The 23623-nt window shown below is 66.6% G+C and carries 26 protein-coding genes and 1 pseudogene; 15 read left to right on the top strand and 12 right to left on the bottom strand.

Annotation, left to right across the window (positions count from 1 at the left end; translation table 11 throughout):
- Window positions 1–92 precede the first annotated feature (92 nt).
- Window positions 93–476, top strand: coding sequence for a DoxX family protein (locus tag QX204_RS29985; protein ID WP_301903828.1), 384 nt, complete (start codon window positions 93–95; stop codon window positions 474–476).
- On the opposite strand, the gene QX204_RS29980 is transcribed toward QX204_RS29985, so the two are convergent.
- Together QX204_RS29980 and QX204_RS29975 are read right to left on the bottom strand one after the other, a co-directional pair.
- Window positions 477–854: a VOC family protein gene (locus QX204_RS29980; RefSeq protein WP_301903827.1), complete on the bottom strand. Its 378-nt coding sequence runs from the start codon at window positions 852–854 to the stop codon at window positions 477–479.
- A 92-nt stretch (window positions 855–946) separates the two neighbouring features.
- Window positions 947–1492 carry a carboxymuconolactone decarboxylase family protein gene (locus QX204_RS29975; protein ID WP_301903826.1) on the bottom strand — a complete coding sequence of 182 codons (546 nt, stop codon included), beginning with the start codon at window positions 1490–1492 and terminating at the stop codon, window positions 947–949.
- 214 nt (window positions 1493–1706) lie between these two features.
- On the opposite strand from QX204_RS29975, the gene QX204_RS29970 reads away from it, so the two are divergent.
- Window positions 1707–2588, top strand: a complete 882-nt coding sequence (locus tag QX204_RS29970; RefSeq protein ID WP_301903825.1) for a nuclease-related domain-containing protein — start codon at window positions 1707–1709, stop codon at window positions 2586–2588.
- Here the strand turns inward: QX204_RS29970 and QX204_RS29965 are convergent, their stop codons facing one another.
- The 6 genes from QX204_RS29965 to urtA form a co-directional block, all read right to left on the bottom strand.
- Complete coding sequence (locus tag QX204_RS29965; RefSeq protein WP_301903824.1) at window positions 2589–3338, bottom strand: GntR family transcriptional regulator; 750 nt, start codon at window positions 3336–3338, stop codon at window positions 2589–2591.
- A 14-nt stretch (window positions 3339–3352) separates the two neighbouring features.
- Window positions 3353–4045: an urea ABC transporter ATP-binding subunit UrtE gene (gene urtE, locus QX204_RS29960; RefSeq protein WP_301903823.1), complete on the bottom strand. Its 693-nt coding sequence runs from the start codon at window positions 4043–4045 to the stop codon at window positions 3353–3355.
- Window positions 4038–4841 (bottom strand): urea ABC transporter ATP-binding protein UrtD, encoded by an 804-nt coding sequence (gene urtD, locus QX204_RS29955; protein ID WP_301903822.1) that lies wholly within the window; start codon window positions 4839–4841, stop codon window positions 4038–4040. The genes urtE and urtD overlap by 8 nt, the downstream gene beginning before the upstream one ends.
- The gene (gene urtC, locus QX204_RS29950) at window positions 4838–5968 is read right to left on the bottom strand and encodes an urea ABC transporter permease subunit UrtC (RefSeq protein WP_301903821.1); all 1131 of its coding nucleotides are present in this window, start codon (window positions 5966–5968) and stop codon (window positions 4838–4840) included. Before urtC ends, urtD begins: the two co-directional genes overlap by 4 nt.
- Complete coding sequence (gene urtB / locus QX204_RS29945; RefSeq protein ID WP_301903820.1) at window positions 5965–6849, bottom strand: urea ABC transporter permease subunit UrtB; 885 nt, start codon at window positions 6847–6849, stop codon at window positions 5965–5967. The genes urtC and urtB overlap by 4 nt, the downstream gene beginning before the upstream one ends.
- Window positions 6850–6934: 85 nt before the next feature.
- Window positions 6935–8185: an urea ABC transporter substrate-binding protein gene (urtA, locus tag QX204_RS29940; RefSeq protein WP_056814694.1), complete on the bottom strand. Its 1251-nt coding sequence runs from the start codon at window positions 8183–8185 to the stop codon at window positions 6935–6937.
- A gap of 339 nt (window positions 8186–8524) precedes the next feature.
- Between urtA and QX204_RS29935 the strand changes: the two genes are divergently transcribed.
- On the top strand, window positions 8525–10354 hold the full coding sequence (locus QX204_RS29935) for an acyl-CoA dehydrogenase (protein WP_301903819.1): 1830 nt from the start codon (window positions 8525–8527) through the stop codon (window positions 10352–10354).
- Between the two features lie 11 nt (window positions 10355–10365).
- On the opposite strand, the gene ramB is transcribed toward QX204_RS29935, so the two are convergent.
- Window positions 10366–11772 (bottom strand): acetate metabolism transcriptional regulator RamB, encoded by a 1407-nt coding sequence (ramB, locus tag QX204_RS29930; RefSeq protein ID WP_301903818.1) that lies wholly within the window; start codon window positions 11770–11772, stop codon window positions 10366–10368.
- A gap of 92 nt (window positions 11773–11864) precedes the next feature.
- Between ramB and QX204_RS29925 the strand changes: the two genes are divergently transcribed.
- The 6 genes and pseudogenes from QX204_RS29925 (at window position 11865) to QX204_RS29900 (ending at window position 16085) form a co-directional block, all read left to right on the top strand.
- The gene (locus QX204_RS29925; RefSeq protein ID WP_301903817.1) at window positions 11865–13379 is read left to right on the top strand and encodes an ATP-dependent DNA ligase; all 1515 of its coding nucleotides are present in this window, start codon (window positions 11865–11867) and stop codon (window positions 13377–13379) included.
- 73 nt (window positions 13380–13452) lie between these two features.
- A complete protein-coding gene (locus tag QX204_RS29920) occupies window positions 13453–14640 on the top strand; it encodes an inorganic phosphate transporter (RefSeq protein WP_301903816.1) in 1188 nt (395 codons plus the stop codon).
- Window positions 14641–14652: 12 nt separating this feature from the next.
- Window positions 14653–14934, top strand: coding sequence for a hypothetical protein (locus tag QX204_RS29915; protein ID WP_301903815.1), 282 nt, complete (start codon window positions 14653–14655; stop codon window positions 14932–14934).
- Window positions 14935–14945: 11 nt separating this feature from the next.
- Window positions 14946–15311: a DUF3349 domain-containing protein gene (locus QX204_RS29910; protein WP_301903814.1), complete on the top strand. Its 366-nt coding sequence runs from the start codon at window positions 14946–14948 to the stop codon at window positions 15309–15311.
- A gap of 99 nt (window positions 15312–15410) precedes the next feature.
- A pseudogene (locus QX204_RS29905) lies at window positions 15411–15578 on the top strand (TetR family transcriptional regulator); the annotation flags it as partial.
- Window positions 15579–16085, top strand: a complete 507-nt coding sequence (locus QX204_RS29900) for a TetR/AcrR family transcriptional regulator (RefSeq protein WP_301908153.1) — start codon at window positions 15579–15581, stop codon at window positions 16083–16085.
- Between the two features lie 63 nt (window positions 16086–16148).
- On the opposite strand, the gene QX204_RS29895 is transcribed toward QX204_RS29900, so the two are convergent.
- The gene (locus tag QX204_RS29895; RefSeq protein WP_301903813.1) at window positions 16149–17165 is read right to left on the bottom strand and encodes an alpha/beta hydrolase; all 1017 of its coding nucleotides are present in this window, start codon (window positions 17163–17165) and stop codon (window positions 16149–16151) included.
- A gap of 245 nt (window positions 17166–17410) precedes the next feature.
- Here QX204_RS29895 and QX204_RS29890 point away from each other — a divergent pair, with 245 nt between their 5' ends.
- From QX204_RS29890 to QX204_RS29875, 4 genes are all read left to right on the top strand, one after another.
- A complete protein-coding gene (locus QX204_RS29890) occupies window positions 17411–18205 on the top strand; it encodes an ABC transporter ATP-binding protein (protein ID WP_301903812.1) in 795 nt (264 codons plus the stop codon).
- Window positions 18202–18969: an ABC transporter permease gene (locus QX204_RS29885; RefSeq protein ID WP_301903811.1), complete on the top strand. Its 768-nt coding sequence runs from the start codon at window positions 18202–18204 to the stop codon at window positions 18967–18969. The genes QX204_RS29890 and QX204_RS29885 overlap by 4 nt, the downstream gene beginning before the upstream one ends.
- On the top strand, window positions 18966–19766 hold the full coding sequence (locus QX204_RS29880; RefSeq protein WP_301903810.1) for an ABC transporter permease: 801 nt from the start codon (window positions 18966–18968) through the stop codon (window positions 19764–19766). The genes QX204_RS29885 and QX204_RS29880 overlap by 4 nt, the downstream gene beginning before the upstream one ends.
- Before the next feature lie 189 nt (window positions 19767–19955).
- On the top strand, window positions 19956–21020 hold the full coding sequence (locus QX204_RS29875; protein WP_301903809.1) for an ABC transporter substrate-binding protein: 1065 nt from the start codon (window positions 19956–19958) through the stop codon (window positions 21018–21020).
- Window positions 21021–21059: 39 nt separating this feature from the next.
- Here QX204_RS29875 and QX204_RS29870 read toward each other — a convergent pair whose 3' ends face one another.
- Both QX204_RS29870 and QX204_RS29865 read right to left on the bottom strand, forming a co-directional pair.
- On the bottom strand, window positions 21060–22079 hold the full coding sequence (locus tag QX204_RS29870; RefSeq protein ID WP_301903808.1) for an XdhC family protein: 1020 nt from the start codon (window positions 22077–22079) through the stop codon (window positions 21060–21062).
- A gap of 15 nt (window positions 22080–22094) precedes the next feature.
- Window positions 22095–22691 (bottom strand): nucleotidyltransferase family protein, encoded by a 597-nt coding sequence (locus QX204_RS29865; protein ID WP_301903807.1) that lies wholly within the window; start codon window positions 22689–22691, stop codon window positions 22095–22097.
- A 126-nt stretch (window positions 22692–22817) separates the two neighbouring features.
- On the opposite strand from QX204_RS29865, the gene uraD reads away from it, so the two are divergent.
- Window positions 22818–23309, top strand: a complete 492-nt coding sequence (gene uraD / locus QX204_RS29860) for a 2-oxo-4-hydroxy-4-carboxy-5-ureidoimidazoline decarboxylase (RefSeq protein ID WP_301903806.1) — start codon at window positions 22818–22820, stop codon at window positions 23307–23309.
- Window positions 23306–23623 (top strand): hydroxyisourate hydrolase, encoded by a 318-nt coding sequence (gene uraH, locus QX204_RS29855; protein WP_301903805.1) that lies wholly within the window; start codon window positions 23306–23308, stop codon window positions 23621–23623. Before uraD ends, uraH begins: the two co-directional genes overlap by 4 nt.

Below are 23623 nucleotides of genomic sequence, written 5' to 3'. Positions count from 1 at the left end.
CGACACCGCACGGGTAACTCACCGGGCACGGGCGATCGGTCTCTACGCCTGGATCTGGCTCGAGTTCGCGGGGAGGCGGTACCGTCGGCTGTGTGGCTGATCAAACTTCCCGTCGACCCGCGCACTCCTGGCTGAGTGGACTGCTGTTCTTCGTGGGCATCCTGCACTTCGTAGCGCCGAAGCCGTTCGACAAGATCGTGCCGCCGCAGCTGCCCGGCAACCCGCGGACCTACACCTATGGGTCCGGGGTTGCCGAGCTGGGCGTGGCGACCGCGCTGGCGGTGCCGCGCACGCGGCGGCTCGGTGGGTGGCTGGCCGCGGCCCTGTTCGTCGGCGTGTTCCCCGCCAATATCCAGATGACGGCGGATGTCCTCGGTAACCCGAAAGCCTCCAAGGTCTTCAAGGCGGGAGTGCTGGCGCGGTTGCCGTTGCAGATCCCGATGATCGTGGCCGCGCTGCGGGTCGCGCGCCGCTGATCAGACCCACTGCACGAGCTGGATGACGATGCCGTTGGGGTCGGTCATCTGGAAGTAGCGCTCGCCCCACTCCTCGGTTTCGATGGGCGTCTCGATCGGGACGCCCTCGGCCCGCAAACGGTCGTATTCGCGGTCGATATCGTCGACGACGAACACGACCAGCAGCCCCTCGCCCGCGCTGCCCGCGATGCGGGCGGGCTTGAACGAGCCGAGGCCGGTACGCAGGTAGATCACGTCCATGCCCGCGTCGGCCCGCTCCACGTTGACGAATCCGTCGGCGGCCATCTTCTCGGTGAAGCCGAGGTGGTCGATCAGGAACTGGGCCGAGGCCCGCGGGTCGGCGACGTTGAGCGAGAGGGCGGAAGCGGTGATCTGCATGGGTTCTCCTCGATGATGATGAACTCCGTACGTTGTACGTCTTTACTGTGGGAGATCCCGCGCGGGCTCGCTATATGACCTGGGTCATATTGTCAGAACGTGTCGCGCTCGATCCGCAGGGTCGTGATCGTCGAGGCCAGACCTTCGTACTGATTGATCAGCAGCACGATCTCGATCAGCACCCGCTCGTCGTAGTGCTCGGCCAGCGCGGCCCACGCCGCGTCGTCCACATTCCGGGTGGATACCAGCTGGTCGACGGCGCTCAACAAGGCCCGCTGCCGAGGTGTCCAGCCCTCGGCCTCCGGACCTGCGGCCACGCGCTCGATCTCGACGGCGGACAGCCCCGCCTTTCGCCCCAGCCGGCGATGATGATCGGCCTCGTAGTCGCACGCGCGCAGCTGCGCGACGCGCAGAATCACCAGTTCGGCCTCGGCGCGCGGCAACCTGCCGCCCGGCATCAGCTTGCCGGAGAAATGCAGCCAGCCGCGAAAGAGTCCGCCGGTGCGACCGAGAGTGCTGAACAGATGCGCGTCGTCGGTGCCAGAGGCACGGGAAAGTACCTGCCAGACAACCCAGTTGATCGGCCCGAGTTCGCCGAACCTGCCCGGCGAAACGCGTGGTAGTGGCGCTGAATCCATCGGTGATCCACCTGTCTTCTCGAACATCGTCGGCCAGGATCGGAGCGTACTCGCCGGTATAGCCGTGGTGGGCCGCCTCGCGGGTCCATCCTGCGTTTCTGCCGGTTTTCTTTGGTTTCCAGTGGTTTTCGGAACAGTTGCGCGTCATGATCGGTGGGTACCGCAGCGGGCAGCGGCGGTGTGAAGTCGCAGCACTGGTAGGGGAACATCGAACATGCTGGTTCGGATCAGACCGGGTGCCGAGCTCACCGGCGCCGAGCGCGAGCTCGTGGATTGCCTGCGCGCTTATCCGAGTACGGGGCTCGCGCTGGTCGATTGCCGGGTGGGTGACCGGCGGCTCGGCGCTGTGGTCGTGACGCCGCGCGGGATCACGGTGATCGAGGTCAAGGGCTTCCGGCGGCGGCAGAGCGGCCTGCTCACCGCTACCGCCGACGGCTCGTGGCGGATCAGCGACAGCCCGCTGGATTTAGAAGCCGAGCCGTCGAACGGTCTCACCGACCGGGTCGAGCACGGAGTGCACGCGGTGCGAGTCGCGCTGGAACGGGCGTTGCAGGACAGCAGGCATGTGTCCGGCGCGGTGGTCTTGGTGCCGTATCGCGGCGTGGTCGTGCGGCCCGCGCGCACCGCGCTGCGGCCGGGGCTCGACGTGCTGGTCGCGAACAGCGTCGACGCGCACGAGCTGCGGGTATACCTCGAAGGGTTCTCGGCGGGGCCACGCGAATGGACGATCGATCGGGTGCTCAACACCTGCGCGACGCTCGGGGTGGCCGAGGTGCCCTCGCGCGCCGAGCTGGCCGAGGCGGGGTTCACCGGCAATCGGCCCGCGCCGACCCCGGTGGTTCCGCAGGTGCGCAAGTTCAGCGCGCCCGCCCCGCCCGCCGATCCGTCGCGCCGGGGAAAGCTCGTCGGCGTCGGACTGTTCGCCGCCGCGGTGCTCGGTATCTTCGTCGTCTTCGTGGTGGTCGGGGTGGCGTTGTTCCAGGATTCGCCTGATTCGCGCCCGATGTCGGACACGTCGCAGACCTCGACGACCCGTGCGCCCTCGACGGTTACCCCGCGCAAGACCGAGTGCTTTCCGTTCCAGCGGGAGTGTTGATCAATCCCGCACGGCGCGACCGAGTTTGGTGAAGGCGATCGCCTGTTCCGCACGCACCCGAACGTGGGCGCGGGAGGAATCGATGTGGGCGGTGAGGGTGTGCAGGGCCTGTTCGTCGTCGCCGGCCAGTACCTGCTCGGCGATCGTGATGTGGTCGGCCGTCATGGCCGCGACCCGTTCGGCGGTGGGCACATCCATGGTCCGCACCGGACGAACCCGCAGGTACACGGCCGCCAACGCCTCGGCGAGCGCGGAATTGCCCGCCGCCCGCAACAGTTCGGTGTGGAACTGCTCGTCGGCGGCGACCAGATCGGGGCCGGGTTCCGGTGGGGTGTCACGGTATTCGAGCCAGCGGGCCAACTCGGCGCGCACGGTGAGTAGGTCGTGCTCGGTCGGGACGTGCACCTGGACGGAACCACCGGCAGCTATTCTCTGAAAACCCCGGGATTCCAGCACGATTCGCAGCTCGTAGAGTTCGTCGAGTTCGTCGAGACGGGGCCGGTAGAGGTAGAGCCCATCGGAATGGCGCTGCACGAGTCCGTCGGCCTGGAGCCGGGCCAGCGCCTCGCGCACCGGGGTACGCGAGACGCCGTAGCGCTCGGCCAGCCGTTCGGCGCGCAGCCGTTCGGTCGGCGCCAGTTCCCCCGTGGCGAGGTCGTGGCGCAGTTCGTCGTAGACCCGGGCGGCCAGCGGAACCCGCCGTCTCCCTCCGGCGGGGCGCAAGTCCTCGCCCGATCCCCTCCCGGCCATGCGCGCCGCTGCGATCAGATCGCCATCGCCGCGCGGACCGCGGATTCCGCACCTGCCCCGCCTGCCCCGGTCGAGCCGAGATGCCCCGAGTGCAGCACGTAGTACTGCTGCGCGGCCTGCAGTGCGAAGCCGATGTGCTGCTCCACCAGCAGCACGCTCAAACCGCCGCGTTGCGTCAATTCGATGATGGTGCGCTCGATTTCGGCGACCACCGACGGCTGGATGCCCTCGGTCGGTTCGTCGAGGATGAGCAGCTTGGGTTCGGTGATCAGCGCCCGCGCGATGGCCAGCTGCTGACGTTGCCCGCCCGAGAGCAGGCCCGCCTTGCGGGTGAGCAGGTCCTTCAGCGCGGGGAACAGATCGAGGGATTCGTCGATCAGCGCCTTGCCGCGCTTGCGTCCGTCCGCGACCACCTGCAGGTTCTCGGCGGTGGTCAGCTGCCCGAAGCTCTGCTGGCCCTGCGGCACATAGCCGATGCCGCGCTTGACCCGTTGCGAGGGCGAGAGTTTGGTGATCTTCTCGCCGTCGAAGGTGATGGTCCCCGACTTGGTGGGCAGCAGTCCCACCGCGGCGCGCAGCAGCGTGGTCTTGCCCGCGCCGTTGTGGCCCATGATCGCGACCACGCTGTCGTCGGGCACGGTCATGCTGACGCCGTGGATCACCTCCGTGCGCCCGTACCCGGAATGGATGTCGTGTAGCTCAAGCATCGGCCGACTCCTTGTCTGTCGTAACCAGAGTCGCGGTGCCGAGATAGACCTCCTGCACCTTCGGATCTGCCTGCACCTGTTCCACGCTGCCCTCGCTGAGCACCTTGCCGCCCGCGAGCACGGTCACCGAGGTGGCGAAGGACCGCATGAAGTCCATGTCGTGCTCGACGACGATCACCACTCGATCACTGCCGATGCGGCGCAACAGGTTTCCGGTCTCTTCGCGCTCCTCGGCGCTCATGCCCGCGACGGGCTCGTCGAGCAGCAGCACCGACGCGTTCTGCACCAGCAGCATGCCGATCTCGAGCCACTGCTTCTGCCCGTGCGCGAGTACCCCGGCGGGCTTGTCGCGCAGAGCGCTGAGACCTGTTGTCTCCAATGCCTCTTCGATGCTGGGCAGGACCGACTTGCGGGTGCGCAGCAGCGACCAGGCCGAACGCCCCGCGCCCGCCGCGATATCCAGGTTCTGCAACACGGTCAGCTGTTCGAAGACGCTGGCCGTCTGGAACGTGCGCCCGATGCCGAGGCGCGCGATCTGGTGCACCTTCTTGCCGAGCAGTTCGGTGCCCGACTTCTGCGCCGAACCGGTGGCCGGAACGAGGCCGGTGATGGCGTCGATCAGCGTGGTCTTGCCCGCGCCGTTCGGGCCGATCAGGAATCGCAGGTCGCCCTGCAGCACCGTGAGATCGACCTCGGTGACCGCCTTGAATCCGTCGAAACTCACCGAGAGACCGCGGATTTCGAGGTAGTCGCTGTCCATGCCGGCGTTCCCGCCTGCTTTGGGTTCGAGTGTCATCGCGCGTGCACCTCTTCCTCGATCACGACCGGGGCGGGTTCTTCCGGTGCGGGCGGCAACTTCTTGCGACTGTCGAGCCAGCCCTTGAACATCGGCCACAGCCCGGCCAGTCCGGCGGGGATGAACCCGACGACCACGATGAACAGGATGCCCTGCATGTAGGTCCAGCCCGACGGGAACGACTCCGATAGCGAGGTCTGCGCCCAGGCGACGCCGATCGCGCCGAGAATCGGCCCGAGCAGCGTGGTGCGGCCGCCGATGGCGACACCGATGAGGAAGGCGATCGACGGGATGACGCCGATGTCGGCGGGGGAGATGATGCCGACGATCGGAGTGAACAGCGCACCGGCGATACCGGCCAGGAACGCCGCCACCACATAGGCGACGATCTTGATGTTGGCCGGGTCGTAGCCGAGGAAGCGCACCCGCTCCTCGGCGTCGCGCACCGCCACCAGCAGTTCGCCGTAGCGGCTGCGGTTGAGCTGACGGATCAGCGCGACCACCACCAGTAGCGTGCCCGCCGCGATGAAGAACAGCATCTGCCGGTTGGCCGGGTCCGAGAGCCGGAATCCGAAGAAGGAGCGGAAGTCCGACAGGCCGGTGAAGCCGCCGATGGCCTGCTGGCCGGTGAGCAGGATGGCCAGCGCCGCGGCCAGCGCCTGGCTCAGGATGGCGAAGTAGGCGCCGCGCACCCGGCGCTTGAACACGCCGTACCCGAGCACCGCGGCGACCAGCGCGGGCAGCACCAGGATGGCGAGAATCGCCACCGGCGCGGAACTGAACGGCTGCCAGAATCCCGGCAGTTCGCTGATGCCGGAGATCTCCATGAACTCCGGGACGTCGTTGCCGAGGCGAGCGGCGTCGGCGAGCTGCATGTGCATGGCCATGATGTAGGCGCCGAGGCCGAAGAACACACCCTGACCGAGGGTGAGCATTCCGCCACGGCCCCAGGCCAACCCGATACCGGCGGCCACGATGGCGAAGCAGAGGAACTTGGCCAGAAGGTTCAGGCGGAAATCGCTCAGAACCGCGGGGGCGACGGCGAAGAGCAGAAGCGCCGCGACGCCGAAGCCGAGTAGTGGTGTGAGCCGCGGGTATTCGCGGAGACGTTCGGTGAGTGCGGTCATGCCAGACTCCTCGTCCGCACGGTGAACAGGCCCTGCGGGCGGACCTGCAGGAAGATGACGATCAGCACGAACACGATCACCTTCGCGATGGACGCGGTGGTGGAGTATTCGATGAACGAGTTGAGCAGGCCGAGCGCGAACGCCGCGATCACCGTGCCCTTGATCTGGCCGAGGCCACCGATCACGACCACCAGGAACGCGTCGATCAGATAGCTCTGGCCGATGGTGGGGCTGGTGGAACCGATCAGCGTGAGCGCCACACCGGCGACACCGGCCAACCCGGAGCCGATGAAGAACGTGCTGATATCGGTGAATCTGCTGGAGATGCCACTGGTTTCGGCAAGTCCTCGGTTCTGCACGACGGCGCGGATCCGTCGGCCCATGGGCGTGGTCTTGAGCACCGCGGCCAGGGTGGTCACCGCGACGATCGCCAGCACGAGGATGAAGATGCGGGTCTTCGGTACGACCGCGCCCGCGATGGTGATGCCGCCACTGAGCCACTCGGGCACCAGCACGTTCTTGGCGGGCGCGCCGAAGATGTCACGCGCGGCCTGCTGCAGTACGAGTCCGACACCGAAGGTGACGAGCAGCGTGTCGAGCGGGCGGTCGTACATGTAGCGGATGAGCCCCATCTCCAGGGCGGCGCCGAGCAGCCCGCCGATGAGGAAGCCCACCAGCAGGGACACGACCAGCGATACTCCGGCCGACGAGAAGATTTGCTGCACAACGTAAGTGGTGTAGCAACCGGCCATGATGAATTCGCCGTGCGCCATATTGATGACGCCCATCTGACCGAAGGTCAGAGACAGGCCGAGCGCGGCGAGCAGAAGAATGGATCCCAGACTCAACCCTGTGAAGAGCTGACTGATCAGCACGTCCATTGCAGTGGACTCCTTGAAAAGACGAGCGATGGGGCGATGTGGGACGCGCCCCTGTACTGAGCGCGTCCCACATCTGTCGGGCTACTTACTTGAGGCCCTTGGCCCACTCGTAGGACTTCAGGTACGGGTCGGGGGTGATGGCCTTGCCGGAATCCCAGACCGTGTAGATCAGGCCGTCGGGGCGGATCTCACCGATGCGGGCCGTCTTGGTGATGTGGTGGTTGGAGCCGTCGATGGTGACGGTGCCCTCCGGGGCGTCGAAGCTCACGCCGTCGGCCGCGGCCTGAATGTCGGCCACCGCGAACGACTTCGCCTTCTCGACGGTGTTCTTCCACAGGTAGACCGAGGCGTAGGCGGCTTCCATCGGGTCCGAGGTGGGCTTGTCGGCGCCGAAGGCGGCCTTGTAGTCGGCGACGAACTTCTTGTTCGCCGGGGAGTCGACGGTCTGGTAGTAGTTCCAGGCGGTCAGCTGGCCCGCGATGTTCTGCGCGCCGATACCGGCGACCTCTTCCTCGGCGATCGACACCGAGACCACCGGCATCTCGGCGGCTTTCAGGCCCGCGTTGGTGTACTCGCGGAAGAAGGCGACGTTGGAGTCACCGTTGAGAGTGTTGAACACCGCGCCCGCCTTGGCGGCGCGCACCTTGTTGACGATGGTGGAGAAGTCGGTGGAGCCCAGCGGGGTGTAGTCCTCGCCCTTGATCTCGATGCCGTTGGCCGCGGCGTAGGCCTTGATCTCGCGATTGGCGGTCTGCGGGAAGACGTAGTCGGAGCCGACCAGGTAGAGGGACTTGATGCCCTTCTGCTTCAGGTAGTCCAGCGCGGGGATGATCTGCTGATTGGTGGTGGCGCCGGTGTAGAAGATGTTCTTGGAATCTTCCAGACCCTCGTACTGCACGGGGTAGTAGAGCAGCGAGTTCAGGCTCTCGAACTTGGGCTTCATGGCCTTGCGGCTCGATGAGGTCCAGCCGCCGAATACCGAAGCGACACAGTCGGAGCTGATCAGCTTCTCGGCCTTCTCGGCGAAGGTCTTGGGGTCGGAGGCGCCGTCTTCGAGGACGATCTCGATCTTCTTGCCGAGCACACCGCCCGCCGCGTTGATCTGGTCGATCGCCAGCTTGGTCGAATTGGCCACGGTCACTTCGGAAATGGCCATGGTGCCCGACAGCGAGTGCAGCGAGCCCACCTTGATGGTGTCCTTGCTGGTGTCGACGCAGGAGGCGGCGGTCGAGCCGGTCGACGCGTCGTCGCGAGCACCACAGCCGGTGAGCAGCAGGCCGGCGACGGCCACCGCGGCAGGCACGACAAGTGCCTTGACCAAACGGGATTCAGACATGGGGCGGTTCTCCTCATCAGGTGTAACGGCGGCGCCACACGCGCCACAACGAATACCGCCGCTGTCTGCCCCGGAGCCTGGATGTACACCGAGTTGTATACAGAAGCTGTATTCGTGATTCGAGACAGTAGATGGAACTTGTTGCACCCGAATGTCTCCCGGTCACGTGCCCGTTTCGTCTGTTTCGTCCGTGTGAATTGTTCGCCGGACGGACTGTCGGAGGATCGGCGTACCTACGGTTGCGTAGGGGTGCGGAGGTGCGGCACGCTCGATTCGTACGACGTCGAGCAGCCGAGTCACACGGCAATCGGCCGTGTGCGGTCAGTCGAGGAGGGCCCCGTGGGGCACTACAAGGCGAACGTGCGTGACATCGAGTTCAACCTGTTCGAGGTGCTGAACCTCGACAAGCTTCTTGACACCGGGGCCTACGGCGACCTGGACTCCGATACCGTGCGTCAGCTCCTCGTCGAGGTGAAGAACCTGGCCGAGGGGCCGATCGCGGAATCGTTCGCCGACGCCGACCGGCACCCGGTGGTCTTCCGCCCCGATACCCATGACATCGCAGTGCCCGAACCCCTGCGCAAGACGGTGGACGTGGTGCACGAGGCAGGCTGGCACCGCCTCGGCATGCCTGCCGGTATGGACGGCACCGCCGCCCCCAACGTGGTGATGTGGGCGGTCAACGAGCTCATCATCTGTGCCAACCCGGCGGCCAGCTTCTTCAACATGGGCCCGCTGATGAGCTCGGTGCTCTACGAGCTCGGCAACGACGAACAGCAGCGCTGGGCGCAGGGCGGGTTCGAGCGCGGGTGGCAGGCCACCATGGTGCTCACCGAGCCGGACGCGGGGTCCGATGTCGGCGCCGGTCGCACCAAGGCGGTGCCGCAGCCCGACGGGTCTTGGCACATCGACGGGGTGAAACGGTTCATCTCCGGCGGTGACGTGGGTGATACGGCGGAGAACATGTTCCACCTGGTGCTCGCCCGGCCGGAGGGCGCCGGTCCCGGCACCAAGGGGCTCTCGCTGTTCTACGTGCCGAAATTCCTCTTCGATCCCGAGACGCTCGAACCGGGCGCCCGCAACGGTGTGTTTCTGACCGGGGTCGAGCACAAGATGGGGATCAAGTCCTCACCGACCTGCGAGCTGACCTTCGGCGGCACCGCGGTGCCCGCCAAGGGCTGGCTGGTCGGCGATGTGCACAACGGCATCGCCCAGATGTTCAAGGTGATCGAGAACGCGCGGATGACGGTGGGTGTGAAGTCGTGCGGGACGTTGTCGACCGGGTACCTGAACGCGCTCGACTACGCCAAGACGAGGGTGCAGGGCGCGGACCTGACGCAGATCGCCGACAAGGCGGCGCCGCGCGTCACCATTACCCATCACCCCGATGTGCGCCGGTCGCTGGCCATGCAGAAGGCCTACGCGGAGGGGCTGCGAGCGGTCTATCTGTTCACCGCCGCGCATCAGAACGCGGAGGTGGCGCAGCTGGTGTCGGGTGCCGATCCCGAGACCGCGCACCGCGTGGACGATCTGCTGCTGCCGATCGTGAAGGGCGTCGGATCCGAGCGCGCGTATCAGTTGCTCACGGAGTCGCTGCAAACGTTCGGCGGCTCCGGCTATCTGCAGGACTATCCGATCGAGCAGTACATCCGCGACGCCAAGATCGACTCGCTCTACGAGGGCACCACGGCGATCCAGGCGCAGGACTTCTTCTTCCGCAAGATCATTCGCGATCGTGGCGTCGCCCTGGCCCATGTGAACGCCCAGATCAGCGCCTACCTGGACAACGACACCGGCCGCTTCGCGGTCGAGCGTGCCCTGCTGCGCACCGCCCAGGCCGACATCGGCGCGATGACCGCCACCCTCACCGGCTACGCCATGGCGGGCCGGACCGAACCCACCGAGCTCTACAAGGTCGGCCTCGGCTCGGTCCGCTTCCTGATGTCGGTCGGCGACTTGCTCATCGCCTGGCGTCTGCTGGTCCAGGCCGATATCGCGGCCGCCGCCCTGGCCTCCGACGCCGCCCCGCACGACCGCCCCTTCTACCAGGGCAAAGTCGCCGCGGCGAGCTTCTTCGCCAAGAACGTCCTCCCCGAACTCACCGCCACCAAGAACATCCTCGCCGCCATCGACAACGACATCATGGCCGTCCCGGAAGAGGCCTTCTGAGATGAGCGGCGCTATTTGATGAGGTACGGCGACACTGAGCTGCGGTGTTCGCTGATATCGAGGGCCTTGCCCAGCGGGGGGAACGCGCGCTGGGGGCAGTTGGAGCGCACGCAGACTCGGCAGCCCGCGCCGATGGGGGTGGCGTTGGCTTCGCCCAGGTCGATGCCGTCGGCGTAGACGACGCGGCCCGCGTGGCGCAGTTCGCAGCCGAGGCCGATGGCGAAGGTCTTGCCGGGTTGGCCGTAGCGGGTGGCGCGGCGTTCCACGGTGCGGGCGATCCAGAGGTATTTGCGGCCGTCGGGCATCTGGGCGATCTGGGTCATGATCTTGCCGGGGTAGGCGAAGGTCTCGTAGACGTTCCACAGCGGGCAGGTGCCGCCGCTGGCGGAGAAGTGGAAACCGGTGGCGGACTGGCGTTTCGACATATTGCCCGCGCGGTCGACGCGCACGAAGGAGAAGGGGACCCCGCGCAGGGTCGGCCGTTGCAGCGTCGAGAGGCGGTGGCAGATGGTTTCGAAACTCTGCGAGAAGAACGCCGAAAGGCGCTCGATGTCGTAGCGGAAATTCTCGGCCACTTCGTGAAAGTGCGTGTAGGGCAGGACCATCGCGGCCGCGAAGTAGTTGGCCAGTCCGAGCATGGCGAGTTTGTGCGAGGCGTCGGAGGCGAAATTGCCTTCGTCGACCAGCTTTTCGAGTAGTGGTCCACATTCGAGGTAGGCCAGCTCGGCGGCGAGCTTGAAGGTGCGTTGGCCACCGGACAGATGCGGGGAGATCTCGAGCTGTTTGGTCTCGGGGTCGTAATAGTGCAGGACGCCCTCGCCGAGGTCGATGCGCTCGCTGATCCGCACGCCGTGCGCGCGCAGCAGGCGCACGATCTCGGTACTCACCTCGCCACCGTGGAATCGGATGCGCGCGGTGAGATCCTCCGCGGCGGTGTCCAATTCGTGGATGTAGTTCTGGCGCTGATAGAAGTAGTCGCGCACTTCCTCGTGCGGCTTGCTGATCGCGGCGCTACCGGAGCCGTCGGCGAACCGGTCCTCGGTGGCGGCGGCCAGCTGCGCGCTGGTGTTGCGGTAGCGGTTGTGCATGGCCACCAGGGCGCGTGCCATCGACGGATGCGCGGAGACCATGTCGGCGATCTGCTGGGTGTCGGCCTCGATGCCGAGCTCGGCGTCCATCACGACTTCGGACAACTCGGCGATCAGGCGGGTGTCGTCCTGGGCGGAGAAGAAGGTGGGGTCGACGCCGAAGACCTCGTTGATCCGCGTCAGCACCGGCACGGTGAGCGGTCGCACGTCGTGTTCGATCTGGTTCAGATAGCTGGCCGAGATCTCCAGTTTCTGCGCGAGCGCGACCTGGCTCAGCCCACGTTCGGTACGCAGCTGGCGCAGCCGCGCTCCGACATAGGTCTTGGCCATATGTCCAGTTTAAGGGCCTTTCGCAGGCTTGCCAAAGGATTGTTAACAACGGCCTCGAGCTCTGTGTCACACCCTCGCGATACTGTCGTGAGGTGCTGTTCAGCGATGTCGTCACGGCCTCCGCTGCCGTGCGAGCGACTCGGTCGCGCAAGGCGAAAACCGCCGCGCTGGCCGAGCTCTTCGGTGCCGCCGGGCCCGCCGAGATCGGCACCGTGGTGGCGTGGTTGTCCGGTGAGCTGGTGCAGGGCCGGATCGGGGCCGGTTGGCGCACGGTGACCGGGCTGGAAACGCCGCCGAGCAGCCAAGCGAGCCTCACCGTCGGCGCGGTGGACGACATCTTCTCCCAGCTCACCGGGCTCAACGGCAAAGGCTCGACCAACCGGCGTCGGGAATTGCTCACCGCGCTGTTCACCGCGGCGACCGAGGGCGAGCAGTCCTTCCTGATCCGCCTGCTCACCGGGGAACTGCGCCAGGGCGCGCTCACCGCGATCGTCGTCGATGCGCTCGCCCAGTCCACCGGTATCCCGGTCGACGTGGTGCGCCGCGCCCACATGCTCTCCGGCCAACTCCCCACCACCGCGATCGCCGCGCTCGCCGGGGGCGAAGCGGCGCTGTCGGCCTTCCGTCTCGAAGTAGGTCGTCCCGTGGCGCCGATGCTCGCCTCGCCCGGGGGCTCACTGGACGAGGCCCTCGCCGAACTGGGCTCCGACATCAGCGTCGAACACAAGCTCGACGGCGCCCGCATCCAAGTGCACCGCGACGGCGACCAGGTCTGGGTGTTCACCAGAACCCTGCGCGACATCACCACCGGCGTCCCCGAACTCGTCGACCTGGTCAAAACCCTCGACTGCACGACCGTGGTCCTGGACGGTGAAACTCTCGCGCTCACGGACGCGGGCCGCCCACGGCCGTTCCAGGAGACGATGAGCAGGTTCGCCACCATCGGCGATCCACGCCGGTTGCACCCCTATTTCTTCGACTGCCTGCACCTCGACGGCGTCGACCTCATCGACGAACCACTGCGTGCGCGCCGCGTCGCGCTCGAGCAGGTCGCGGGCGACCACAGCATCCCCGCGCTCATCGCGCCGAGTTCCGAGGCCGCCGCCGACTGCTATGACGACGCACTCGCCGTCGGCAACGAGGGCGTGATGGTCAAGGCGCTCGATGCCCCGTACGCCGCGGGCCGACGCGGCAAGGCCTGGCAGAAGATCAAGCCCGCTCACACCCTCGACCTGCTGGTGATCGGCGCCGAATGGGGCTACGGCCGCCGCACCGGATTCCTGTCCAATCTGCATCTGGCCGCTCGCGATCCGGAGACCGGCGAGCCGGTGATGGTCGGCAAGACCTTCAAGGGCCTCACCGACGAACTGCTGCGCTGGCAGACCGAGGAATTCCCGCGCCACGAAACCCATCGCGACGGTCAGACGGTGTACCTGCGCCCCGAACTCGTCGTCGAGATCGCGCTCGACGGCGTCCAGACCAGTACCCGATATCCGGGCGGCGTCGCGCTGCGCTTCGCCAGGGTGGTGCGGTACCGGCCGGACAAGGAACCAGTCGAAGCCGACACCATCGAGGCGGTGCGCGCGCTCGGCGTGGCTCCCGGCTGAGCTCCGCCGCTGGTCGTGCGACTTACCCGCAACAGTTTGGCAATCCGGCGGCAGCATACGACACACTGTTCCGGTGAGCGCCGAACTAATGGTCCTGTTGATCGTCATCGCGACAGCTCTCGCATTCGACTTCACGAACGGATTCCACGACACGGCCAACGCCATGGCGACCTCGATCGCCACCGGAGCGCTGAAGCCGAAGACGGCGGTCGCGCTCTCGGGCGTGCTGAACCTGATCGGGGCGTTCCTGTCGGTAGCGGTCGCGGCGACGGTGGCCAAGGGGATCGTGAAATTGGATGATGTGGGCGGGCAGGACCTGCTGGTAATCGTCTTCGCGGGCCTCGTCGGCGGCATCCTGTGGAACCTGCTGACCTGGCTGCTCGGCCTGCCCTCGAGTTCCTCGCACGCACTGTTCGGCGGCCTGATCGGGTCGACGATCGCCGCACTCGGCTGGAACGGCGTGATCTGGGCATCGGGGTCGGACGGCGTGCTGATCAAGATCGTGCTGCCCGCGCTGCTCGCGCCCGTGATCGCGGCCATGGTGGCGGCCATCGGCACGTTCGTGGTGTACCGGATCACCCGCGGCGTCGACCAGGAGAAGTCCGAAGAGGGTTTCCGTTGGGGCCAGATCGGCTCGGCCTCGCTGGTCTCGCTGGCGCACGGCACCAACGACGCGCAGAAGACGATGGGCGTCATCTTCCTCGCGCTGGTCGCCTACGGCTCGCTGGACAAGGACGACCACATGCCGCTGTGGGTGATGGCCGCCTGTGCCGTCGCGATCGCCCTCGGCACCTATCTCGGCGGCTGGCGGATCATCAGGACCCTCGGCAAGGGTCTGGTCGAGATCGAGTCGCCACAGGGCCTGGCCGCCGAGTCGACGTCGGCGGCGATCATTCTCACCTCGGCGCACTTCGGCCTGCCGCTGTCGACCACGCAGACCGCGACCGGCGCGATCCTCGGTACCGGCATCGGCAAGGGCGCCGAGGTGCGCTGGCGGGTGATGGGCCGGATGGCCGTCGCCTGGATGCTGACTCTGCCGATGGCGGGCATCGTCGGCGCGATCTGCTGGGTGATCGCGAATCTCATCGGTGGGCTCCCCGGGGTGCTCGTCGTGTTGGGGATTCTGATCGCCGGCGCGCTCGGAATCTATCTCCGGTCGCGCCGGGACCCGGTCGGCACCCACAATGTGAACGAATGGCCCGAGGGCCATCAGTCACCCACCTCGGCACCGTCGCCGATCGACCAGAACCATGCCGGGTAGAGGGGAGCGATCGTGCACACCGTGATCACCAATCTGAGTTCACTGTGGGAAGTGGTGCTCGCCGCGCTGATCTTCGGCGCGGGCGTACCCGCCGTTTTCGCTTACGCCGTGCGGTGGTGGGCCAAGGCCGAGACCGTCGACGCCGAGGGTCGAGTCCGGCGCAACTATCCGGCGCTGGCCGGAGCGCTGACCTGCCTGGTCCTCATCGTCGTCGTGGTGATCACCGGAATCCTGTTCACCGCCAAGGCATTCATCGCCCACCAGTTCGGCATCCACCTGTTCGGCCAATCATGAGTGAGGAAGCCATGACCGATCCGAACCCCGCCTCGCCGAGTCCCTCGGTTCGCGGCAACCTGCTCTCTCGGGTGCTCGGTTGGTTGCGTGCCGGGTATCCGCAGGGCATTCCGCAGTCGGACTACGTCGCATTGTTCGCGGTGCTGCACCGCCACCTCACCGACTACGAGGTGGTCGTGATCGGAGAAAGGCTGGTAGAGGCCAGCCGCGAGGGCGAGTTGATCAGCGAGGCCGATATCGCCGCTGCTATCGCGGATTTCGCGAAGCAGCAGCCCGCGTCCGACGATGTCTCGCGGGTGGCTTCGCATCTGGCCGCCGGTGGCTGGCCGTTGGCCGAGCCGCTCGACGACGGCGAACCCACTATCGAACAGAATTGATCACCCCGTTCGACAATTCTGTCGCGCCAGCGGGAATTCGCCTGTGGCGACAATGGCGAATCGACTGGCTACCGGGCGATCGCGCGCTAGCATGCATCCGTGGTTCGGCGTGCGGATGTAACCGATAGTGGTCGTAGTTACGGTGGATTGTCGCGCCAGCAGCGAGTAGCGCTACGCCGCAACAGGTTGACCGACGCGGCGCTGGAACTATTCGGCACCCAAGGATATTCGTCGACCTCGATCGAGCGACTGTGTGCGACCGCGAATGTGTCGACCCGCAGTTTCTACGAAGACATCGGTAGCCGCGAGGCATTGTTGATCGCACTCGTCGACCGGTTGAACGCGGCCGCGCTGCGCCGCCTCGACGAGGCGTTGGAAAGCACCAGTGAACAGCCGCTGGTGGTGCGCGTGGTGGAGAGTTTCCGTGCGTTCCTCGCGGTGACCTGCCGTGATCGCCGGGCGGCGCGGGTGTTCTATGTCGAGGTCGTCGGGGTGAGTCCGGTGGTGGAGGAATGGCGGCGCGCGCAGCGACGGTCGATTTCGGCCCTGCTCACGCGGGAAGCCCAACGCGCCGCCGAGCGCGGCGAGGCGGAATCGCGCAGCCTGCATCTGTTCGGCCTCGCGGTAATCGGCGCGGTGAATTCGCTCGCCCAGGAGATGGTGCACGCCACCGTTCCCGGTGACGCGATCTCGGTCGACGAGATCTGCGAGGAGATCGCCTATTTCATCCGCTCCGGGCTCACGGTGCGCACCGCGGTCGCGCCCACCGCGTAGTCGGCGACAACGCGAAAGCGGGAGGCATCCGAATCCGGATGCCTCCCGCTTTTCAGTGGAAAATCAGATACCCATGCCCTGAGCGAGCAGCGGCCACGACTCGTGCAGCGCCTGCTCCCAGTACGGCCAGTAGTGGGTGCCCATCGGGGTGAACTGGTAGGTCGCCGGGATACCGAGCGAGTCCAGCTTGGTCTTCAGGTTCTGGCTGCAAGCGTTGGTCGCCGCTTCGATGCCGATACCGAGACCGAGGTTGACCACGCCCATCGGGCCGGGCGAACCGTTGAGGTAGTAGGCCACGTCGGCGTTGGTCGGCATGCCGCTACCGCTGGAGATGTAGAGGTTGGTGCCGCGCAGCTTCTCGGCGTTGACGACCGGGTCGTTGTCGACCCACGCCGGATCGTTGTCCGGGCCGTACATGTTCGCGGTCTTGCCGCCTGCCCAGGTCTCCACGGAGAACTTGACGGCCTGCTTGCCCATCGGGTCGGCGATCTGCGCGCAGCCGCTGTAGGCGGCGACGGACTTGAACAGACCCGGGTTGGCCTCGGCCAGCTGCAGCACCGAGGTGCCGGAGGTGGACAGCCCGGCCAGCGAGTTCAGGCCGGTCGAGTTGAGGGCGCCGTCGAGCAGCGGCGGGAGCTCCTTGGTGAAGAAGGTGCTCCACTTGTTCAGGCCGAGCTTCGGGTCTTCCTGCTTCCAGTCGGTGTAGTAGCTGCCGCGACCACCGATCGGCTGGATGACATTGACCTGCTTGTCGGCCAGGAAGCTGAGCGCCTGGGTCTGCGCGGCCCAGCTGGCGGTGCCCTCGCCGCCGTCGAGGCCGTTGAGCATGTAGAAGTTGGGGGCGGGCTTCGACTCGTCGACGGGACGCTGCACGTCGATCGTGATGTCCTTCTTCATCGCCGCCGAGTACACCTTCAGGTGCCATACGCGTCCGTCTTTGACGATGGACGACACGGCTGAGGGCTTCTCGGGCTCGGCGGACGCGGCGCCACCGGCGACAACGGCCACCGACAATGCGGCGGTCAGAGCCACGGCGGTGGTGCGCAGCGCGGCCACGGTACGTAGTGCAGAGAGCTTCATCGAACAGTCGGTTCCAGTCCACGGGCCCTGTCGGGCACGTCATCGCAGTGCTTCCCCCGGTCGCCGAGAGCATATGCGCTCGACGCTCGCAGGGCTGTCAGATCCTCCGACACTCTATGTCCTCTCACATGAGCGAATCGTTACCGGTTCACTTTTATGGTGACCTCGAGCACGGTTTACGGGGGCGCAATCTGGGCTCCGATTCGGAAATGCCGCCGCAACCAGCCGCTCTTATGGTGACGAGCATGGGTAAGGAAATCCCCGGCAGCGCGACCGCCGGGATCGAGATCAGTGGGTTGAGCAAGACCTTCAAGGTAGGCCGCAACACGGTCGACGCGCTGGACTCGGTCGATTTGCGGACTTCGCACGGTGCATTTCTGTCATTGCTCGGGCCGTCGGGCTGCGGCAAATCGACGGTGTTGCGGATTCTGGCCGGCCTCGACGAACCGAGCGCGGGTACCGCCAGGATCAACGGCCTGTCCCCGGAACAATTGCGCGGCGGTCATCAGCTCGGAATCGCGTTCCAGGATTCGGCGTTGCTGCCGTGGCGCAGCGTGGAATCCAATATCGGGCTGCCGTTGCAGGTGGCCGGGCTGCCCGCCGCGCCGGACCGGATCGCCGAGCTGATCGCGCTGGTCGGCCTCGAAGGGTTCGAGAAGGCCAAGCCCGCGCAGTTGTCCGGCGGGATGCGCCAACGTGTTTCGATCGCCCGGGCACTGGTCGTGCAGCCGTCGGTGCTGTTGCTCGACGAACCGTTCGGCGCGCTCGACGACATGACCAGGCAGCGATTGAACCTGGAGCTGCTGCGCATCTGGACCGAGAAGCCCGCGACCACGCTGATGGTCACCCACGGGATCGGCGAGGCGGTGTTCCTCTCCGATGTGGTGGCGGTGATGAGTCCGCGACCGGGCCGGGTGCTGGAACTGGTCGAGATCGACCTGCCGCGACCGCGCACGCCCGAGATGATGCGGACCCCGGAATTCCACAAGCTCTGTGACTACCTGTCCGAGTTGCTGTTCGGGCGGGGTGGGGTCGCGTGAGCGCGGGCAGCGGCCGCGCGGCCGGTGCGCTGGGCGTGGTGGCGCTGATCGCGCTGTGGTGGGCGCTGGCCGCCGCGGGTACCGCGGGCGGGACGATTCCCACGCCGTGGCGAGTCCTGTCCACCATGTGGTCGGACGGGTGGGGGCTCTACGGGCCCAACTTCCAGGTCACCGCGATCGGGGCGGTGCAGGGTTTCCTGTGGGGGAACCTGCTGGCGATCGGGATCGCGGCGCTGATCATGTTGGTACCGCGGATCGAACCGCTCGCCACCCAGTTGGCCATCCTGAGCTACTGCACGCCGCTGGTGGCGCTCGGCCCGATCATCCTGGTGGTGTTCGGTGGACGTACACCCACGGTGTTCCTGGCCGCGATGTACTGCTTCTTCACCACCATGGTCGGCGCGGTGAGCGGATTGCGCTCGGCGGATCCGGCGAGCCTGGATCTGGTGCGCGCCTACGGCGGCGGCCGCTGGCAGCGGCTGTATCGAGTCCAATCCATCGCGGCGCTGCCGAATACGTTCGCCGCCTTGAAGATCGCCGCGCCGTCGGCCGTGCTCGGCGCGATCATCGGCGAGTACCTGGGCGGCGTCGACAGCGGCATCGGAGTCGCGCTCACCGCGGCGCAGACCGCCTACAACGTGCCACGCACCTGGGGCATGGCGATCGCCGCCGCCGCACTGGCCGGACTGGGCTACCTGCTGGTGGCGGGTGCGGCCCGACTGATCACGCCGTGGACGGCGACCGCCGAGGAGTCGACGCGATGACCACCACCGTCTTGCGCAGGATCGGCCGCTTCCTACTGCCGCTGGCGAGTTCGCTGATCCTGCTACTTGTCATCTGGACGCTGTTCCTTCGCCTGTTCCCGCAGATCGGGCCACGGGTGGGCAAGACACCGTCGGATGTCTGGGCCTATCTGGTGACCTCGGCGGGCGCGGCGACGGCACGGCAGGCGATCTTCGACGACCTCGCGATCACCCTGCGCGACGCGGCATCGGGCTTTCTCGTCGGGATGGCCGGCGCGCTCGGCGTCGCCGCGCTGTTCGTGCTGTATTCGGCTGTGCGACAGACGTTCATGCCGGTGGCGATGCTGTTGCGTTCGGTGCCGTTGGTCGCCCTGTGTCCGATCGTCGTGCTCATTTTCGGCCGTGGCACGGCAGGGGTGACGGTGCTGACGGCGATCGTCGTGTTCTTCCCCGCCCTCGTGATGATCATGACCGGCCTGCGTGAAGCACCCAGACAGGCAATGGAATTGGTGACGGCCTACGGCGGCTCGCGCTGGACCCGGCTGCGAATGGTCGCGGTGCCCGCCGCGTTGCCGTCGGTGTTCGCCGCCGCCAGGATCTCGGTGCCCGGTGCGCTGATCGGCGCCCTGCTGGGTGAATGGCTCGGTAGTGGAACAGGATTGGGCGCGAGCCTGGTTCGGGCCATCCCGATGTTCCAGTACAACCGACTGTGGGCGTCCATCGTGGTCGTCACGCTGGTATCGGTCCTGTTGTACGCGATTGTCGGAGTGCTCGAGAACGTGGTACTCGCACGCTTCGGTCCGAATGCTGGATCGTAGTGCTACGACCTCGTTCTCGGCGCGCCTCCGCCGATGGACTGACCGAAGGGTGCGACGAAGGAGTGCCCGTAGGGAGGGAAGAGGTGGAGTTCAGCGCCGAGAACCGCGGCACCAGCCGCCGAATAAACGGGAATAGCGGCGGAACGTCGCCGCAAAGAGTACGAAACGCGGCGAATCTACATTCTGCGTATGAACAGTGTCGACCGTCGTTCCTTTCTCCGCTTTTCCGCCTTGACCGGCGCCGCGCTTGGCGGCGCCGGATTGCTCTCCGCGTGTGGCAGCGGCTCGAGCACCTCCTCGAACGGTTCGACCGACGACGGATCGAAATTCGGCAAGGTCGCTATCCAGTTGTCGTGGATCAAGAACATCGAATTCGCGGGTGAGTATTTCGCCGATTCGAAAGGCTATTTCAAGGATGCGGGATTCGGTGCGGTAGATCTCGTCGCGGGTGGCGCGGCATCGACTTCGGTGGAAGCGGGCCTCGATACCGGCAAGATCTGGCTCGGCCTTTCCGCGCCGCAGACCACCGCGCCCGCCGTGCTCGAAGGACTACCCGCCAAGATCGTCGGTGCGACCTATCAGAAGAATCCGTTCGCGATTGTCAGCTCGGCGGGCAAGCCGATAAAGACGCCCGCGGATATGAAGGGCCGCAAGATCGGCGTGCAGGACACCAACCAGCTCATCTTCAGTGCCCTGCTGGCCGCCAACGGCATCAGTCCGGGCGAGGTGACCGTGGTCCCCGCGCAGTTCGATCCGACCCCGCTGGCCAACGGTGAGGTCGACGGGTGGGTGAGCTACGTGACCAACGAGCCGATCACTCTGGCCGCGAAGGGCTTCGCCAACGACCACTTCCTGTTCGCCGACTTCGGTCTACCACTGGTCGCCGAGACGATGACCGTCAGCCAGCACACCATCGACAACGAGCGCGACAAGCTCAAAGCCTTCCTGACCGCCCAGATCAAGGGGTGGAAGGACGCCGTCGCCGATCCCGCCGGGTCCGCGCGCCTCGCCGTCGAGGTCTACGGCAAGGACCTGAAGCTCGACCTGGCCGAGCAGACCGAGGAGGCCACCGCGCAGAACGACCTGGTCGTCTCCGCGTCGACCAGGACCGATGGACTGCTGACGATGTCGGACGCGCTGATCGAGCAGAATATCGCCGCCCTTCGCACCGCGAAGATCGATATCAAGGCCGACCAGCTCTTCGACCTGTCGGTTATTCGTGAGATCTACGCCGAGAACCCCGGCTTGAAGTAGACGCTCGGCCGGCGCCGCGGGCCGCGGCGCCGGCGTACCTCAAATCGCCATGCCCACACTGGCGGTCGAGACGTAGTCGCGCTGGGCCGCGAGGCGCAGACCCGCACGGGAGGCGAGGAAGTCGGCGGTGATGAAGACGGCGGTCTCGGCGGGGGTACGCGGGCCGGACTCCAGCCCCGCGGGCACGTGCACGCGCGACAGGGTCGGCTCGTCGAAGCCGCCGGCCCGCAGGTCGTCGAGGCGGCGGGCCTGGTCGGCCGGGGTGCCGAGGGCGGCCAGGTATCCGAGCTCGGGTAGTCGTAAGGCGACGGTGAGCAGCGGGATCTCGAAGCGCGGCTCGTTGGCCAGCACGACGATCGCGGTGCTGCTGTCGATCTCGCCCGCGGCCGAAAGGGTGTTGAGGTAGCGATGCGGCCAATCGACGACCACTTCGGCGCCGGGGAACGAGGCCGGGTCGGCGAACTCGGGGCGCGAGTCGCAGATGCTCACCCGGTAGCCGATCATCCGCGCCTGTGCGACGAGGGTGGCCGCATAGGCGTTGGCGCCGAAGATGATCAGGCGCGGCGGCGGGCAGTAGGAGGCGACGAACAGATCCGACTCGGGCAGCGCGACGAGTTCGGTGGCGTGCTTGCGGTCGGTGACCAGATGCTGGCCGATGACATCGGGATCCTGATTCCAGACCACGGTGAACACGGTGACCCGGCGATGGGCTTGGATATCCGCGGCAATGGTGGGGAATTCGGGAAAGTCGCGGCAGGAGAACGGTTCTACGAAAATATCGACGAGCGTGCCGTCGTCGGCCGTCGATTCCATCCCGGTGAGCATGCTGTAGCGACGCAGTTGCCGGACGCCGGTGCGGCCCGCTTCCAGAGCCGCGTCGTACACGGTCTCTTCCAGCCGGCCGGAGGCAATGGATCCGAAGACGCCACCATTGGGGGTGACGAGCATCGAAGAGCCGATGGGCAGGGAATTGGTGCCGATAGTACGGACCACGGTGGCGAGGCCACCCGTACGGCCCGAATGCCACACTCGCAGAAGGTCATCGACGATATCGCGCATATCTCACAACTCCGATCACCGTGCGCCGACTTCCGGGAAATCGCGATCGGTCCCTGTCGCCAAGTCGTCGCACGTGACGCACACCATATCCTGTCGACCGCCCAAATAGGAACCGGCCCCGACATCACCTGCCGTTACCTCCGAAATGGCTTCCCAGTGCTTGTTCTCGATCACAACGGGGTGACCAGGTGTGTCGTTGAACACAGCACGGGCAAGTCCGCTCTGGCTGGAACGGGCCGCGGCGAGCACTCTGGCGACCACATCGGCCCCGATATCGGGGGTATCGACGGGCAGAAACGCCACATAACGAGTGTCTTTCTCGAGGGCGGCGCGCAAGCCCGCGCGCACCGTCGCGGAGAGACCGGTGGCCCAGTCGGCAACCCACCGCCACTCGGTGTCGGCGGGCAGTCCGAGAGCGTCCGGATCGGGTCCGGTCGCACCGAGCGCGACGATCACCGGATCGCAACCGCCGTCGCGCAGGGCGGTGATCGCCGAGCGCAACCAGGCGCCGTCGTCGGCGAGTGCCTTGGGTTTGCCGTATCGCGTGCCCGCACCCGCCGCGAGGACGATGCCCGTGCACGAGGAGTGCTCGGGGCGGTCGACTGGGGGCATGTGAGCGAAGGTAATGACGCAATGTTGCCGCTCGATTACGGCAGGGGAGCGCGGCGACGACGACACGCCGACGTGATGGACTGCACATCGGTGGCGACGGGGCAGGGATCGCGCGATGCTGGATCGATGACGAGCCAAGGGTTGAGCCTCGCGGGTTTCAACGATCTACCTGCGGAGACTGCCGAAGCGGCCTTGCTTGCCTGTTGCGCTGCGCCGCGCTGGGCACGGGCAGTCGCGGCTGCCCGTCCCTACGCGACCACGGAATCGCTGACGGCGGCCGCCGACGCGGCGTCGGCCTCGCTCGACGACGCCGACATCGACGCGGCGCTGGCCGGTCACCCACGCATCGGCGACCGCCCGACCTCGGCGGAGTCGGCGCGCGAACAGTCCGGCGTGACCGGCCGGGACGTGCGTTCGGCGCTGGCCGAGGGCAATCGCGCCTACGAGGCGAAGTTCGGCCACATCTATCTGGTCTGCGCCGCGGGCCGCAGCGGCGAGGAGTTGCTGGCGGTGTTGCGGGCGCGCTTGGACAACGATCCGTCGACCGAAAGGCAGGTCATGCGAACAGAACTGTCGAAGATCAACCGGCTGCGACTGGCGGGGCTGGTGGTGTCATGACGAGTCTGAGCACCCATGTCCTCGATGCTGTGCGCGGGGTGCCCGCGGCGGGCGTCGCCGTGTGGCTCGTGCGAAAAGACCACCGGCTCACCGAAGCGCTCACCGATGCCGACGGGCGGGTGAAAGAGCTTGCGGCCGGGCTCAATCCGGGCGACTACCGCCTCTTCTTCGACACCGGCAGCTATTTCGCGGCGCAGGGTAGCGAGACTTTCTATCCGGAAGTCTGCGTCGCGTTCACGGTGGGTGAGCAGCCGCATCTGCATGTGCCGCTGCTGTTGTCGCCGTTCGCCTATTCCACCTACCGAGGGAGCTGA

Source organism: Nocardia sp. PE-7 (genome assembly GCF_030486425.1).
In the GTDB taxonomy this organism is placed as follows: domain Bacteria; phylum Actinomycetota; class Actinomycetes; order Mycobacteriales; family Mycobacteriaceae; genus Nocardia; species Nocardia salmonicida_A.
Note: the sequence above shows the minus strand (reverse complement) of the source record. Positions and strands in the feature narration are given on the sequence as shown.

What these genes read in the sequence shown, in the direction of transcription:
- QX204_RS29980 (WP_301903827.1), bottom strand. Translation starts at nt 854, where the DNA reads ATGCAGATCACCGCTTCCGCCCTCTCGCTCAACGTCGCCGACCCGCGG.
- QX204_RS29975 (WP_301903826.1), bottom strand. Translation starts at nt 1,492, where the DNA reads ATGGATTCAGCGCCACTACCACGCGTTTCGCCGGGCAGGTTCGGCGAA.
- QX204_RS29970 (WP_301903825.1), top strand. Translation starts at nt 1,707, where the DNA reads ATGCTGGTTCGGATCAGACCGGGTGCCGAGCTCACCGGCGCCGAGCGC.
- QX204_RS29965 (WP_301903824.1), bottom strand. Translation starts at nt 3,338, where the DNA reads ATGGCCGGGAGGGGATCGGGCGAGGACTTGCGCCCCGCCGGAGGGAGA.
- urtE (WP_301903823.1), bottom strand. Translation starts at nt 4,045, where the DNA reads ATGCTTGAGCTACACGACATCCATTCCGGGTACGGGCGCACGGAGGTG.
- urtD (WP_301903822.1), bottom strand. Translation starts at nt 4,841, where the DNA reads ATGACACTCGAACCCAAAGCAGGCGGGAACGCCGGCATGGACAGCGAC.
- urtC (WP_301903821.1), bottom strand. Translation starts at nt 5,968, where the DNA reads ATGACCGCACTCACCGAACGTCTCCGCGAATACCCGCGGCTCACACCA.
- urtB (WP_301903820.1), bottom strand. Translation starts at nt 6,849, where the DNA reads ATGGACGTGCTGATCAGTCAGCTCTTCACAGGGTTGAGTCTGGGATCC.
- urtA (WP_056814694.1), bottom strand. Translation starts at nt 8,185, where the DNA reads ATGTCTGAATCCCGTTTGGTCAAGGCACTTGTCGTGCCTGCCGCGGTG.
- ramB (WP_301903818.1), bottom strand. Translation starts at nt 11,772, where the DNA reads ATGGCCAAGACCTATGTCGGAGCGCGGCTGCGCCAGCTGCGTACCGAA.
- QX204_RS29910 (WP_301903814.1), top strand. Translation starts at nt 14,946, where the DNA reads ATGACCGATCCGAACCCCGCCTCGCCGAGTCCCTCGGTTCGCGGCAAC.
- QX204_RS29895 (WP_301903813.1), bottom strand. Translation starts at nt 17,165, where the DNA reads ATGAAGCTCTCTGCACTACGTACCGTGGCCGCGCTGCGCACCACCGCC.
- QX204_RS29890 (WP_301903812.1), top strand. Translation starts at nt 17,411, where the DNA reads ATGGGTAAGGAAATCCCCGGCAGCGCGACCGCCGGGATCGAGATCAGT.
- QX204_RS29880 (WP_301903810.1), top strand. Translation starts at nt 18,966, where the DNA reads ATGACCACCACCGTCTTGCGCAGGATCGGCCGCTTCCTACTGCCGCTG.
- QX204_RS29875 (WP_301903809.1), top strand. Translation starts at nt 19,956, where the DNA reads ATGAACAGTGTCGACCGTCGTTCCTTTCTCCGCTTTTCCGCCTTGACC.
- QX204_RS29870 (WP_301903808.1), bottom strand. Translation starts at nt 22,079, where the DNA reads ATGCGCGATATCGTCGATGACCTTCTGCGAGTGTGGCATTCGGGCCGT.
- QX204_RS29865 (WP_301903807.1), bottom strand. Translation starts at nt 22,691, where the DNA reads ATGCCCCCAGTCGACCGCCCCGAGCACTCCTCGTGCACGGGCATCGTC.
- uraD (WP_301903806.1), top strand. Translation starts at nt 22,818, where the DNA reads ATGACGAGCCAAGGGTTGAGCCTCGCGGGTTTCAACGATCTACCTGCG.
- uraH (WP_301903805.1), top strand. Translation starts at nt 23,306, where the DNA reads ATGACGAGTCTGAGCACCCATGTCCTCGATGCTGTGCGCGGGGTGCCC.